Source organism: Betaproteobacteria bacterium, assembly GCA_016194905.1.
Lineage (GTDB): Bacteria > Pseudomonadota > Gammaproteobacteria > Burkholderiales > JACQAP01 > JACQAP01.
Window position 1 is genome coordinate 41,248 of record JACQAP010000015.1, and the last position, 14,467, is coordinate 55,714.

Consider the following 14,467-nt stretch of genomic DNA (forward strand, 5'->3'; position numbering starts at 1 on the left):
TCTTGCGGCTTCTAACTTTTCTCGAATATGCGGCGATTCTCTCGGGCGCAATTGGCCTGCTGGCCAGTACGCAGTTCGATGTCCTGAGAGATTCGCTCCTTGGCATTTATCTGATCGGGGCGGGGCTTGCGCTCGCGGGCGCTGAAGCGCTGTATTCCCGTGAGATGAGCCTCCTATATACCGGCGAAACCGCGCCGCGCCACTCGGGCTTTCCCGCCATCGTCTGGGGGCTGATGCTTCTGTGTGTCGGCGGCGTACTCATCGGATATGCGATTCTGACCGAAGCTCGCCTCTGGCCGCGGGTCGCAACGACGCTGCAACAGTACCCAGGCTGGAGCTACCTCGCGGCGGGACTTTTGATGGTTGGATTTTCAATTCTGTTGTTTGTCGATTCGGACCGCACTCGCGGTTGGTTGCGGACGCTTTTCCTTCGGGTGCCACGGGTTGTGTTCGCCGCCGCTATTCTGCTTGGCGGCATTGCCGTGGCGGCGGGCGGGGCTTGGCAACTGCTCGACGCGCAAAGTTTCGCGGCAGCCCAGCGCATGGCCGGGATGAAAATCGAAAAGACGTTGGAGGGTCATCCGGCGCAGGCGTGGTTCAAGAAGAAGTAGGACGGCAGCCGCGTGCTGCCGCGGGAAGCGGGTTGAATCGTCCTGGCGCTTTTACCTCTTCACGCCATCACTCTTCACCCGTCACTGTTCACCGAATCTCAGTGCAGATGCTTCCGGCCCGCGGGCATCGGCATCGGTTCGGACGGACCGGTGGAAGTCTGGGTGTTCGAGGTCCCGGATTTCACATTGCGTTCGAACAACTGGTTCACCAGGGCGACGACCTGGGCGATTTCCGGATCGCTGAACTGGCGTGACAGCAGACTGCGCACGTCTTCGATCATCAATCCGCGCTGCGCCTCGAAAATGGCGTCCTGCGTCGGGCCGACGAACACCAGGCTGAACTCGTCCTTGCCGTCTTCCAGGTAATAACTCACCTCGAAGGCGGCGGCTTCTTCCGAAAACGGACTGAGCGCGGCGAGCGCGCCCGCGATGGTCTGATGGAAGCTGCGACCGACGTCGCCGGTCCAACAAACTTCGAGGACGCGGCGGCGGCGGTCGAACACCAAGCCGGGTTCGTCCGGATGGACGCTCTTCGCGTCGGCCATGTTGTCCTCGTCGATATATTCTAGCCAGGGGCGCAAGGCCTCCTCGATCTGGGTGGTCGTCGTGCCGGCACGAAGCAGGACCGTGCCGTGAATGTGGGCTTCCATGCGCATGGAAAGTCTCCTGGAGCGAGGGGCGGGCCGGAGTTCCGGGCCGCTGCATGCTTTTCGCGGTAGTTCACAATTATAGCGGCAGGAAGCGGGGCATCGCGAGCTTTGCGCCCCGGGGAGCGGAAGAATCCCTGTTTACGCCGGCTTCGGCTAGAATTTGTCACTTCGTCCCTCATGTCGATCCGTATTTCTTGATTGCCGCTTCACTGGCCCGGTTTCGGGCGTTTCGCCCCGCTACCCGCGCGGTTCTGTTCATGATGGTCATGGTCGTGTGCTTCTCGATACTGGAGACCACCGCCAAATATCTCAGCCGTTCCTATCCGGTGCCGATGCTGGTGTGGTGCCGCTACGCGGTACACACGCTGCTCATGCTGATCCTGCTTGCGCCGCGCATAGGCATGAGACTGGTACGCACCGGGCAGCCTGGCGGCCAGTTCTTTCGCGCGGCATTGCTGATGGGTTCGACGCTATTCAATTTCAGTGCGCTGAGTTTCCTGCCGATGGCCGAAGTCAAGGCCATCAGTTTTGTTTCCCCGCTGTTGGTGACCTTGTTGGCGGTCTGGCTGCTGCGCGAGCACGTGAGTTGGCCGCGGTGGATCGCGGTGGGGGTGGGATTCTGCGGTGTCTTGTTCATCGTCCGCCCGGGCAGCGCGATGCTGCAGTGGCCGGCGCTATTCGCCATCGGCTCCGCGTCGTCCTACAGCGTGTATCAGATCATGACGCGGAAATTCAGCGAATCGGAGAATCCGCTAACAACGCTGTTCTACACCGCCGCGGTCGGTTGCGTGCTGATGACCTTGATCGTGCCGTTTTTCTGGAAGACACCGCAGCTGCACCATGTTCCGCTGCTCCTGCTGCTCGGTATCGCGGGAGGTTTCGGGCACTTCATGCTCATCAAGGCCATGGAACTCGAAAATGCTTCCTTCCTGTCGCCGCTTGGCTATATGCAGTTGCTGTGGGTCGTGCTGCTGGGCTTCCTGGTGTTCGGCGATTTTCCGGACGCGCATGCCTTCGTCGGCATGGCCATCATCGTCGGCAGCGGGCTGTACGTTGCGCTCGGCCATCGGCCGAAGCCACGGGAAGAGCCGGATACGGCGATCGAATAAGGCGAGGGGCTAGGGACTAGGGGCTAGGGGTTAGGGAAGAGCGAAAGAGCTTCAAACTTTTTTTAGCCCCGCTAACCCCTAGTCCCTAGCCCCTGCACTTTCCCCCCTAGCCCCTCGCGATCGCGCCAGCGCTAGCGCACATCGCTCGGACTGAACACCGGCACGTTCCCGCCGGGCTGATCGTTCCCGTCGGTGTCTGCGTCGAAGATGCCCTCGAGTTCCTTGTGGGCGTCCTTCGACGTCTGGATGAGCTGGGTTTCGTCGTGGTACACCGCGTGCTGGCTCTCGAGCTGGCGCTCGTCGTGCCGGCGGAAAGTTTCAGTCGCATCCCGGGCTTCCCACTCCGCCATGCCCAGCCCCTGCATCACGTTCTGCGCCAGATCGAGCGAGGAGAGCAAGGTTTCGCGCATGAGGAAATCGACGCCGATGTCCATCAGCCGGTAGGCATGGAAACGATTGCGCGCGCGGGCATAAATCTTCAGCTTCGGAAAATGCCTGCGTGCGTTTTCGGCGGTGCGCAATGAAGCTTCCACGTCGTCGATCGCCAGCACCAGGATCTGCGCCTTGTCGGCGCCGGCCGCGCGCAGCAGGTCGAGACGGGAAGCATCGCCATAGTAGGAGCGGCTGCCGAACCGCCGCACGGTTTCGACCTGCTCGGCGCTCTTGTCGAGAGCGGTAAACGGAATCTTCTTGGCGCGCAGCAGGCGGCCGACGATCTGACCGACCCTTCCGAAGCCGGCGATGATGACCTCGTTGTCGCTTTCCTCGATGGTGTCGAAATTCTCCTCTTCCGGTTTGCTCAGCCATTTCGCCAGCAGCACGTCGTTGAACGCGAAGGCCAGCGGTGTAAGCGCCATCGACAGCGTGACCACGATCACCAGCGAGTCAGTCAGCGTGCGTCCCATGATGCCGTTGTCGGCGGCCAAGCCGAACAGCACAAAGGCGAATTCACCGCCTTGGCACAGGGCAACGGCCAGGCCGCGCGAAGATTCCAAGCTGTGCCCGGAAAACCGGCCGAGGCCGAGCACGATCGCTGTCTTGACCGCCATCAGGGCCACCGTCGCGCCGACGATGGCGAACGGGTGGGCGACTATCAGGCCGAGGTCGGCGGACATGCCCACCGAGATGAAGAACAGGCCGAGCAGCAGGCCCTTGAACGGTTCGATGTCGGCTTCGAGTTCATGGCGATACTCGGAATCCGCAAGCAGCACGCCGGCGAGGAAAGCGCCCAGCGACATCGACAGGCCGACCGAGCTCATCAGCAAGGAAGTGCCGATCACCACCAGCAGCGACGCCGCTGTAAAAATTTCCTGGATGCCGCTCGTCGCAATGGCTTGCAGCACCGGGCGCAACAGATAGCGGCCGCCGGCAATGACGGCGATGATCACGGCGATCGCTTTCAACGCGCCGAACCACGCGCTGCCGCCCGCGGCGTGCGCATCACCCGCTCCCAGCAACGGGATCAGCGCAAGCAGCGGAATCACCGCCAGATCCTGGAACAACAGAATGGCGAAAGAGGAGCGACCGTGACGCGCGGTGAGTTGGCGTTTCTCTGCGAGGATTTGCAACACGAAGGCGGTCGAGGACATCGCCAGCCCCAGGCCGATGACCAGCGCACTGTCGAAACTCAGACCGAGCGCCAGCGCGATGGAACCGATCACCGCACCCGTGACCAGCACCTGGGCGGAGCCGAGACCGAATACCGAGCGACGCAGCACCCATAGGCGCGACGGCTGCAGTTCGAGGCCGATGACGAAAAGAAGTAGCACGACGCCGAGTTCCGCGAAATGCAGGATGTTGTCGACGGCGGTAACGAACTTGAATCCGCACGGGCCGATGATGACGCCGGCCGCGAGGTAGCCGAGCACCGCGCCGAGCTTGAAGCGCCGGAACAACGGTACGGTAACGACCGCAGCGGCAAGAAAGATGGCGGTTTCGCTGAGAACGTTCATTCTGGGATAACCGGGCAGGGGACGTCCCCGATTCTATGGCCCGAACGCCAAAATAAAAAGGCCGCGGGGAGCAAACCGCGGCCTTCGCCAAAAAGGCAACCTGCTATCTGGCAGCTATGACGCGAATCTCCACCTTGTAAACCGGCGCGGCAAGTTTCGATTCGACGCAGGCGCGCGGCGGTGTGTTGCCCTTCGGTACCCATTGGTCCCACACCGAATTCATCCCGGCAAAGTCCTTGATGTCGGCGAGCCAGATGGTGGTCGACAGGATTTTGGACTTGTCGGTGCCGGCTTCCTTGAGGTACTGATCGATCTTGTCGAGGATCTGGCCCGTCTGGCCGGCCACGTCCACATTGGTGTCGTCGGCGACGATCCCCGCGGTGTAGACGGTATCTCCGTGAATCGCGACTTGCGAAAGCCGCGGGCCGACGTGCAGGCGTTTAACGCTCATGTTTGTCCTTTCCGTTTTAAAAATATTCAGAACAGCTTCCTGAGTTCGGTGATCAGCGAAAGTATCACGAACGCGGTAGTCAAGCGGTCGCGGGCCGCGATCCGCGCAACGTCACCAGCTCTTCCGCGACTGTCGGATGAATGGCAACGGTGTCGTCGAAGTCTCGTTTGGTGGCACCCATGTGCACGGCGACGGAGAAGCCCTGCAGGATTTCGTCGGCGCCGGGGCCGATGAGATGGCAACCCACGATTTTTTCCGCATCACCGGTGACCACCAGTTTCATCGCGCATTTCACCTTGCGGCGGGTAAAGGCGTGAAACATCGGCGTGAAGCGCGCCTCATAAACTTTTACCTCGTTTGCACCGTAGGCCTTCACGGCCGCTGCCTCGGATAGTCCGATCGTGCCGATTGGGGGATGGGTGAACAGCACCGTCGCAATGTTTTCGTAGACGAGCTTGCGATCCTTCATGCCGCCGAACAGCCGGTCGGCCAACCGGCGTCCGGCGGCGATCGCGACGGGCGTCAGATCGACGCGGCCGGTAACGTCGCCGATGGCATGGATGCCGGAAACGCTGGTCGTTTGATAGGCGTCGGTCGGAATATTGCCGGCGACGTCGACGGCCACGCCGGTGGCGCGCAGATCGAGACGATCGGTGTTCGTTCGTCGACCAACCGCCCAGATCAGGCCATCCAGTCCCTCCACGGATTCGCCGCTCTCGAAACTTATGCGAAGGCCGGTGGAAGCTCTTTCGACTCTGGCAATTTTTGTCTTTACGATCATGCGCACGCCGTCCGCCTGCATCTGTGTCATCAGCTCATCGCGCAGCATGGTGTCGAAATCCTTAAGAAAGTGTGCGCGGCGCAGGATCATCGTGACTTCGCTGCCGAGGGCTCGCAGCAGACCGGCGAGTTCCACGGAAATATACCCGGCACCCACGACTGCAACATGTTTCGGCTGTTGCGGCAGTTCGAAGAATCCATCCGACGTGATGCCGAACCCGGCGCCGGGCAGTTCCGGGACCACCGGCCGGCCGCCGACCGCGATGACAATGTGCTCGGCGGTAAAGAAGTCGGCCCCGACCTTTACCGTTTTCGGCCCGACGAAACGTGCGTTGCCGCGGATGATCTCCACGCCATTCTTGAGCAGATTGCGTTCATAGTGGCCATTCAGGTCGAGAACATGCTGATCGCGCTGGCGCTTGAGAAGGGTCCAGTCGAATGAATGCGAAGGAATGGAGAATCCGTAATCAGAGGCATCCTCGATCGCGTGCGCGAGGCTGGCGCCATTCCACATGACTTTCTTGGGTACGCAGCCGACATTCACGCAGGTGCCGCCGAGGCGGCCGGCTTCGATCAGGGCGCATTTCGCGCTGTAGCTCGCCGCACGATTGGATACGGCGACGCCGCCGCTGCCGCCGCCGATGGTGAGTAGATCGAAATGTCTGTTCATTGTGTAAGAATGCGTGTTGACCAACGGGAAACTACCCGACGAGTATAACGGACACGTCAATTGCTCATTGCATCGAGAAGAGCACTTGTCACCGGAGGCATGGGAGTCGTGAGGTGCTATCTGCTGAAGGGCCTGGTCGAAACCGGTAGTTGGGACTAGCGCCACGCGGGCGGGTACGTAGAAATAGCGGGTAACATTTACTTTATTCCGAGACTTGTTTGAGTTCCCTCGAGTCAAGGATGTTAAAAGGAGGAGAAAATGAGGGCCGCAATTTGGATTACCGTATCTTTGTTGTTGTCGTCCTGTGCTGCAACTATTTCTACCCGCTATCCGGGGAGCGACGCTGGTTACGCGATAATCGGTGTTGGGGCTGCCTCAACGACTGAGTATTCGAGTTATTCGTTCTTGTTTCATCACACTGGCAAGAAGGAAACCGGGCGCTTTACCTATTTTCAGCACAATATCTTTACGTCTCAAAAGCCTGACTACAGCAATGAAGATGAAACGGGAGTAGTAGAAGTCGCAACGCTCCCGCCCGGTAAGTACGAACTGACAAACTTCGATATTTTTAGCAATCGATTCGGTGGACCTCAGATCCATTACTCATCCCGGAAAGAGTTTTCTATCCCATTTGAAATTAGACCGGGCGAAGTGGTTTACCTTGGAAATTACCAGGCAAATATCATCAAGGGGCGTAATTTTTTTGGCATGCCCGTGAATGGTGGTGCATTCTTCGTCGTGACGGATCGTTCAGAGATCGACTTACAACTCGCGAAGGCGCGGTTCGATTTTTTGCCAATGGCAAAGACGCAAGATGCGACGCCGGATGCGAAACAAGTCGGAAATCCGTTCTTGGTTTCGGCGGACCAAGCACGTCACGCAAGAGAGGCCGCCGAACGTTAACGTGGATCTGAAGATAATCGGCCCGCTGAAAGGTTCGGGGTGCGTAGAATGAGTGCATCAGGCCGCTCGTGTTCCAACTTGAAAATAAGGGATTGCTACTCGGACAAAGTGGGGCCACTTTATCGTTCACTGTTCACGGAACTTGCATGATTGACCTCTATTACTGGCCCACACCCAACGGCCACAAAGTCACGATTTTCCTCGAAGAGACCGGCACGCCTTATCGCATCCTGCCTGTCAACATCGGTGCGGGCGACCAGTTCCGGCCCGATTTCCTCAGAATTTCTCCCAACAACCGCATGCCCGCGATCGTGGATACTGCGCCGGTTGATGGGGGTCCGCCGGTTTCGGTTTTCGAATCCGGCGCCATTCTCGTTTACCTGGCCGAGAAGTCCGGGAAATTCCTGCCGAAAGACTTGCGTGGAAGATTCGAGGTGCTTCAATGGCTGTTCTGGCAGATGGGCGGCCTCGGCCCGATGGCCGGCCAGAACCATCATTTCACGCAGTATGCGCCGGAGAAGCTGCCTTACGCGATCGACCGATACGTCAACGAAACCTCACGGCTGTATGCGGTGCTGGACAAACGCCTCGCCGATCGCGAATTCGTCGCCGGCGATTATTCGATCGCCGACATGGCCGCGTATCCCTGGATCGCGCCCTATCAGCGTCAACAGCAGAACCTCGACGATTTTCCAAACCTGAAACGCTGGTTCGAATCGATTCAGGCGCGGCCGGCCGTGGTGCGTGCCTACGAGAAGGGCAAGGCCATCAACACCAAGCCGACAATCGACGAAAAGTCGCGCAGCATCCTGTTCGGCCAAACTGCCGCCACGGTGAGACGCTGACGTTCGTTTTCCGTCGGCGATGGCCTTTCTCTGATTCTCCCCCGACGCATTCCATTGCCGTATTGACGGTTCGCCCTCCGATTCCAGTGGCGCGGTAATTGCTATCGCGTACGGTGGAATCGATTTTCCATGGGTGGTCTGCAATGCTGCGCGTGATGGTAGTGGACGAAGACAACGAACGCCGCGAGGTGCTGCGCCAGGGCCTGGAAAAGGCGGGCCACCGGGTGGTGGCCGAAGTGCAATCCACCGTGAAACTGTCGCGACTGGTGGCTGAGTTACTGCCGGACGTCATCATCATCGATACGCATTCTCCGGACCGCGACACCATCGAACACCTCTGCGTGATCAGCCAGGACACGCCGCGGCCGATCGTGATGTTCTCTGCCGACGGCAACACGGAGAAGATCCGCGAAGCGGTGCGCGCAGGCGTGAGCGCCTATGTCGTGGATGGACTCGCGGCGCAGCGCGTCCAGCCGATTCTCGACGTGGCGATTGCGCGTTTCGAAGCGCTGCAGTCATTGCGCAACGAACTCGAGGATACGCAGATCCAGCTCGCAGATCGCAAACGCATAGACCGGGCGAAGGGCATTCTCATCAAGCAGAAAAATCTGTCCGAAGAAGAGGCCTACCAATGGCTGCGCAAGATGGCGATGGACGAGAACCTGAAGCTTGCCGCGGTCGCGGAGCATGTGATTCGGGCAGCCAGGTTGCTGCTTTGACGACCGGCCGACAGCAATGCGCGGCAATCCTGCACGGTCCCTCAGCGGGAGTTGATTTGGTGCGTTACTGCAACGACGCGCACACGAACGGGGCGGCCGACGCGTTCAGTCACAAGGCGCCAAGTGCGTATGGTTGCGAAGAATCCGTATTAAGGACATAGGGTTAGTGTGTTTCGCCAGTGGTGGCACGCAGATTGCCTTTAGGTAAGCGCGATCGTTGACGTGATGCCCAACGATGGGCCGAGCGCGAAAGGTTTTCTTGCGTTGAACCGACGAAGGTTTGGCGCGATGGATAAAGACGTCCATGAGATGCGAGTTCGACTCGCACACATGGACGTTTTTTTTGTCTTCAAACTTTGCGGGGTGCAAATGAAGCAGCAAGCTGATTCCATACCAAAGGCCGTCATCGAAAAGGCGCAAAGTCCGACGCGCCGCCACTTCATCAAGCATTCCGGGGTTCTTACCGCGTCGGCTCTGATGGGCATGGTACCCGCAGCGGTGCGCCAGGGCGCTTGGGCGGCGGGTTCAGACGCACCGGAGAAAACGGAGCTAAGGATCGGATTCATTCCATTAACCGATTGCGCCTCCGTGGTTATTGCCGCGACCGAAGGTTTCGACAAGAAGTACGGCATCAAGATCACGCCCACCAAGGAAGCGTCGTGGGCGGCGGTGCGCGACAAACTGATGAACGGCGAAATCGATGCGGCCCATGTGCTGTACGGATTGGTGTACGGGGTGCATCTCGGTATCGGCGGCCAGAAGAAGGACATGGCCATACTGATGACGCTCAACAACAACGGCCAGGCGATTACGCTGTCCAATCAACTCGGGGAAAAGGGCACCACCGACGGTGCCAAGCTGAAAGCGCTGATCGAACGAGAGAAACGCGAGTACACCTTCGCCCAGACGTTTCCGACGGGCACGCACGCCATGTGGCTCTATTACTGGCTGGCGGCGAACGGCATCAACCCCGTTAACGATGTGAAAACCATCACCGTGCCGCCGCCCCAAATGGTGGCCAACATGCGGGTAGGCAACATGGACGGCTTCTGCGTGGGTGAGCCATGGAACGCGCGCGCCATCTTCGACAAGATCGGCTTTACCACCACCACTACCCAGGACATCTGGAAGGACCATCCGGAGAAGGTGCTCGGCACCACTGGCGAATTCGTGCAGAAGTACCCCAACACTGCCCGCGCCATGACCATGGCGGTGCTGGATGCCGCGAAATTTATCGACACCCTGGCGAACCGGCGCAAGGTCGCGGAGATCATCGCCGACAAGTCCTACGTCAATACCGCGGTGGATGTGATCGACGGCCGCCTGCACGGCAAGTACGAAGACGGGCGGGGCGGGCAGTGGGACGATCCGAACTACATGAAGTTCTACAACGAGGGCGCCGTTTCCTTTCCCTATCTCTCCGACGGTATGTGGTTCATGGCTCAGCACAAGCGCTGGGGTCTGCTCAAGGAAGACCCGGACTATCTCGCAGTGGCGCAGAAGGTCAATCAGATCGAGTTGTACAAGCAGGCCGCAGCCCAAGTGAAAGTGCCGGTGCCGAAGGAGCCGACCCGCACATCCAAACTGATCGATGGCGTCGTGTGGGACGGGAAGAACCCGAAAGCGTACGCCGCCGGTTTCAAGATCAAGGCGTGATTCGCGAAAAGGAGGACCATGAACTCGCTCGCCATCGCAAAAGCCATGCTGGATGTTCCGCCGACTCCGTTCGCCGTCGTGACCCCGGTCAAGCCCGGGAAGGTTGTCGCCATTGCTCCGGAGTCCGAAATGGTCGCAACGGTAAAAGCCGGCAGCGAGCGCCTCGCCTCGCAGTATGCCTCGCGGCTGCGCGGTTTGCTGTTGTCAATCCTGCTGCCGCTGCTGGGATTGGCGGCGTTCATCGGCGTCTGGGCGCTGCTTTCGCAGTTGAGCCCCAATCTGCCAGGTCCGGCCAAAACCTGGGGCTCGGCGGTGGAACTGTTTTCCAACCCCTTTTACCGCAACGGCCCGAACGACCAGGGCATCGGCTGGAACATCCTCAATTCGCTGCAGCGTGTAGGCATCGGCTTCGGGCTAGCCGCGCTGGCGGGCATTCCGCTCGGCTTTCTCGTCGGCCGCTTCAAATGGTTGAATGACATGACTGCGCCGATCGTGAGCCTGCTCAGGCCGGTGTCACCGCTCGCCTGGCTGCCGATCGGGCTGTTGGTATTCAAGGCGGCCCACCCGGCGGCGATCTGGGTGATCTTCGTCTCCAGCATCTGGCCGATGATCATCAATACCGCGGCCGGTGTGCGCGAGGTGCCGCAGGATTATCTGAACGTGGCCAAAGTGCTCAACCTTTCCGAATGGAAGGTATTCACACGCATCCTTTTCCCCGCGGTGTTGCCGTTCATGCTCACCGGCGTACGCCTTTCCATCGGTGTCGCGTGGCTGGTGATCGTCGCTGCCGAGATGCTTACCGGCGGTGTGGGCATCGGGTTCTGGGTCTGGGACGAATGGAACAACCTGAACGTCGAGCACATCATTATCGCCATCTTCGTCGTCGGCATTGTCGGACTGCTGCTCGAAAACGCGTTGCTGCTGCTGGCCCGCCGCTTCGAGCACCGCTGAGAAAAGGGAGATCGGGAGATGAAGAGATTCGTGCAACTCGAGAACGTCGCGATGACTTTCGCAACCCGTGCGGGACGCTTCGACGCGCTTCGCGGCATCAATCTGGCGGTGGAACAAGGTGAATTCGTTTCCATCATCGGCCATTCCGGCTGCGGCAAGTCGACACTGCTCAACCTGGTGGCGGGATTGCTGGAGACCCGCGACGGCGTCCTGCTCTGCGCCGGACGCGAAATCGCCGGCCCCGGTCCGGATCGGGCGATGGTGTTCCAGAACCATTCTCTGCTGCCGTGGCTGACCTGTTTTGGCAACGTTTATCTGGCCGTGGAACGCGTGTTCGGAGCCAGGGAAAGCAAGGCGCAGCTCAAGGATCGTGCACGGGCTGCGCTCGCACTGGTACACCTGAGCCACGCGCAGGACAGGCATCCCCACGAGATCTCCGGAGGCATGAAGCAGCGGGTTGGCATCGCCCGGGCGCTATCCATGCAGCCCAAGGTTCTGTTGCTGGACGAACCTTTTGGCGCGCTGGATGCGCTTACCCGTGCGCACCTGCAGGACGAGTTGATGCGCATCGTTGCCGAAACCGGCAGTACGGTAATGATGGTTACGCACGACGTCGACGAGGCGGTTTTGCTCTCCGATCGCGTGGTGATGATGACCAACGGTCCGGCCGCTACCATCGGCGAGATCGTATCCGTGGATTTGCCGCGGCCGCGGGAACGCCTCAAGCTCGCCAACCACGCCGTCTACATGGAGTATCGTCATCAGGTGCTGGAGTTTCTCTACCAGAAGCAGATGCGTCCGGCCGCATGAGCGGCGTACGGGCGGGTCCTCGGGCCATGCACATTTCGGCCGCCGGCGCACTGACTGCTGATGTTCGCTGGCGTGGAATTAGCGACGGATTGTGGCGATGCTGCGTGTGATGGTAGTGGATGAAGACAACGAGCGCAGGGATATTCTGCGTCAGGGGCTGGAACAGGCGGGACATCGAGTCGTCGCCCAGGTCCACTCGACGATACAGCTGCCGCAACTCGTCGCCGAGTTGAAGCCTGACGTGATCATCATCGATACCAATTCTCCGGATCGGGACACACTTGAGCACATCTGCGTGATTACGCAGGATGCACCGCGCCCGATCGTGATGTTCTCGGCGGACGGCAATATGGAGAAGATCCGCGAGGCAGTGCGTGCCGGGGTGAGCGCGTATGTGGTGGACGGCCTGTCGGCGGAGCGCGTGCAGCCGATCATCGACGTGGCAATTGCACGCTTTGAGGAACTGCAAGCGTTGCATAACGAGCTGGCGAGCGCGCAGACACAGCTTGCCGACCGCAAACACATCGACAAGGCCAAGGGCATTCTGATGAAGCAGAAAGGGCTTCCGGAGGAAGAGGCTTACCGAATGCTTCGCAAAATGGCCATGGATCGAAGCCTCAAACTCGCCGAAGCGGCCGAACAGGTGATCAAGGCGGCGAAATTGCTGGGTTGAGAGTGAGGGTGTACCGCTCGATGAGCATGAAATGTCGGGAAAAAGCTGTCCACGCCGCTCAAGTTTGCCCGCGTCAGTTCCGATTAAGAATTCTTGTCGCGGGGGAAATGGCGGATTAGGTGCGGCTTCGAGGTCTGCGGTGGGCGAGTTATCAGGAGGCCCCCGCCGGTAAACACCCAATCCAATCGGTGTGCGCCGGCGAAATAGAACGATGGGATTGTGACGGTGGCGTTGCTCAACGACGAGTAACGCAGAAGGTTATCAAGACTCGGGCTAACGAAGGCTCGAGCAACTGGATGATGACGTCCATTTCCGGCGAAGACAATCGCCGAAATGGACTTTTTTTTGCGGATGTGAATTTCAACTTTTTAGGGAGCGTGGTAATGAAAAGGCTATTTGCTTCAGACTTGAAATCGACAAATTACACGGCGCTGCTGGTTGGCCGGATACTGCTTGCGGTCCCCCTGCTGTTCCCGGCTGGCCTGGCTTTTTCGGCCGAAGAAAGTGCCGGGTCCTTGGCCGACGCGATTACCGGCGGAAAACTGTTGCTGAATTTGCGCCCGCGCTACGAGCACGTCGAGCAGGACGGCAAGCAATTCGACGCCAACGCGCTGACGTTGCGCACCCTGCTGGGATGGCAGACCGGCAGCTACTACGGCTTCGGCGTCACCGCGCAGATGATCGACGTCGGACGGGCAAACGACAACTACAACGACACCAAGAATGGCAAGACCCAGTTTCCCACGGTGGCCGACCCCGACAATACCGACATCAACCAGGTCTATCTCGACTACACCGGGCTGTCCGACACGCGGCTGCGGCTGGGCAAGCAGAGCATCAAGATCGACAATGTGCGCTTTGTCGGCAATGTCGAGTTTCGCCAGGTGATGCAGGTGTTTACCGGTGCGACGGTAGAGAACAAGAGTCTGCCCAATACCACGCTTTACGGCGGACACCTGGAGCGGCTGAAGACGATTTTCGGCGATCAGCAGGAAATCAAGCTGGAGATCCTGCACGCGGCGTACGAATGGGCGCCGGGCAACAATTTGATCGGCTACGGCTACTTTCACGATTCCGCCAAGACCGCCTCGGTCACCGGCTTTGCCAATAACTCCAACCAGATCGTCGGGCTGCGCGCTGACGGTGCCTATCCGCTGAGCGACCAGATCAAGCTGTTGTATACGGCGGAATATGCCAAGCAGAACGACTATGCCGACGGCGACTCGCGCATCGATGCCGATTACACCCACGCGGGGGTCGGTCTGGGTTGGCCTGCCTTCTATGCCCGCCTGGATTACGAGCTGCTGGGCAGTAACAACGGTGTCTACGCCTTTCAGACTCCGCTGGGTACCAATCACCTGTTCCAGGGCTGGGCGGACCTGTTTCTGACTACGCCTAAACAAGGTATCCGTGACAGCTACCTCACCGTGGGCGGTTCGGTGGTCAAGGCGAAGTGGAGCGCGGAATACCACGACTTCAAGTCCGATTTCGGCAGCATCCATTACGGTCACGAACTCGACTTCGGCGTCACCTACCCATTGATGAAAGGCCTGGTGGGTAAAGTGGAATACGCCAGCTTCCGCGAGGATGACGTGCTCGCCCCGGCTACGGCGCGCAAGCGTGACACCGACAAGCTGTGGCTCACGTTCATCTATAACTTCGAATAACGATTCTGCATGCGTGAAAT

14 protein-coding genes are annotated in these 14,467 nt (G+C 59.5%); 10 read left to right on the forward strand and 4 right to left on the reverse strand.

Annotation, left to right across the window (positions count from 1 at the left end; genetic code table 11):
• Positions 1 to 2 precede the first annotated feature (2 nt).
• Positions 3 to 611: a hypothetical protein gene (locus HY067_09450; GenBank protein MBI3528182.1), complete on the forward strand. Its 609-nt coding sequence runs from the start codon at positions 3 to 5 to the stop codon at positions 609 to 611.
• A 98-nt stretch (positions 612 to 709) separates the two neighbouring features.
• Here HY067_09450 and HY067_09455 read toward each other — a convergent pair whose 3' ends face one another.
• Positions 710 to 1,267, reverse strand: coding sequence for a hypothetical protein (locus tag HY067_09455; GenBank protein MBI3528183.1), 558 nt, complete (start codon positions 1,265 to 1,267; stop codon positions 710 to 712).
• Between the two features lie 251 nt (positions 1,268 to 1,518).
• Here HY067_09455 and HY067_09460 point away from each other — a divergent pair, with 251 nt between their 5' ends.
• Positions 1,519 to 2,370 (forward strand): DMT family transporter, encoded by an 852-nt coding sequence (locus tag HY067_09460; protein ID MBI3528184.1) that lies wholly within the window; start codon positions 1,519 to 1,521, stop codon positions 2,368 to 2,370.
• A gap of 131 nt (positions 2,371 to 2,501) precedes the next feature.
• Here the strand turns inward: HY067_09460 and HY067_09465 are convergent, their stop codons facing one another.
• From HY067_09465 to gorA, 3 genes are all read right to left on the reverse strand, one after another.
• Positions 2,502 to 4,322 (reverse strand): cation:proton antiporter, encoded by a 1,821-nt coding sequence (locus HY067_09465; protein ID MBI3528185.1) that lies wholly within the window; start codon positions 4,320 to 4,322, stop codon positions 2,502 to 2,504.
• Between the two features lie 103 nt (positions 4,323 to 4,425).
• Entirely contained in the window at positions 4,426 to 4,773 is a 348-nt protein-coding gene (locus HY067_09470; protein ID MBI3528186.1) for a RidA family protein, read from the reverse strand.
• Between the two features lie 79 nt (positions 4,774 to 4,852).
• Positions 4,853 to 6,223 (reverse strand): glutathione-disulfide reductase, encoded by a 1,371-nt coding sequence (gorA, locus tag HY067_09475; GenBank protein MBI3528187.1) that lies wholly within the window; start codon positions 6,221 to 6,223, stop codon positions 4,853 to 4,855.
• 258 nt (positions 6,224 to 6,481) lie between these two features.
• Here gorA and HY067_09480 point away from each other — a divergent pair, with 258 nt between their 5' ends.
• The 8 genes from HY067_09480 to HY067_09515 all read left to right on the forward strand — a co-directional run bounded on the left by HY067_09480 (position 6,482) and on the right by HY067_09515 (position 14,447).
• Entirely contained in the window at positions 6,482 to 7,126 is a 645-nt protein-coding gene (locus HY067_09480; protein ID MBI3528188.1) for a hypothetical protein, read from the forward strand.
• Positions 7,127 to 7,272: 146 nt separating this feature from the next.
• Positions 7,273 to 7,971 carry a glutathione S-transferase N-terminal domain-containing protein gene (locus tag HY067_09485; GenBank protein MBI3528189.1) on the forward strand — a complete coding sequence of 233 codons (699 nt, stop codon included), beginning with the start codon at positions 7,273 to 7,275 and terminating at the stop codon, positions 7,969 to 7,971.
• 143 nt (positions 7,972 to 8,114) lie between these two features.
• Complete coding sequence (locus tag HY067_09490) at positions 8,115 to 8,690, forward strand: ANTAR domain-containing protein (GenBank protein MBI3528190.1); 576 nt, start codon at positions 8,115 to 8,117, stop codon at positions 8,688 to 8,690.
• A gap of 369 nt (positions 8,691 to 9,059) precedes the next feature.
• Positions 9,060 to 10,346, forward strand: a complete 1,287-nt coding sequence (locus HY067_09495) for an ABC transporter substrate-binding protein (GenBank protein MBI3528191.1) — start codon at positions 9,060 to 9,062, stop codon at positions 10,344 to 10,346.
• Between the two features lie 45 nt (positions 10,347 to 10,391).
• The gene (gene ntrB / locus HY067_09500; protein MBI3528192.1) at positions 10,392 to 11,297 is read left to right on the forward strand and encodes a nitrate ABC transporter permease; all 906 of its coding nucleotides are present in this window, start codon (positions 10,392 to 10,394) and stop codon (positions 11,295 to 11,297) included.
• Positions 11,298 to 11,315: 18 nt separating this feature from the next.
• On the forward strand, positions 11,316 to 12,107 hold the full coding sequence (locus tag HY067_09505) for an ABC transporter ATP-binding protein (protein MBI3528193.1): 792 nt from the start codon (positions 11,316 to 11,318) through the stop codon (positions 12,105 to 12,107).
• A gap of 97 nt (positions 12,108 to 12,204) precedes the next feature.
• Positions 12,205 to 12,780 carry an ANTAR domain-containing protein gene (locus HY067_09510; protein MBI3528194.1) on the forward strand — a complete coding sequence of 192 codons (576 nt, stop codon included), beginning with the start codon at positions 12,205 to 12,207 and terminating at the stop codon, positions 12,778 to 12,780.
• Positions 12,781 to 13,163: 383 nt separating this feature from the next.
• Complete coding sequence (locus tag HY067_09515; protein ID MBI3528195.1) at positions 13,164 to 14,447, forward strand: alginate export family protein; 1,284 nt, start codon at positions 13,164 to 13,166, stop codon at positions 14,445 to 14,447.
• Positions 14,448 to 14,467: the final 20 nt, after the last annotated feature.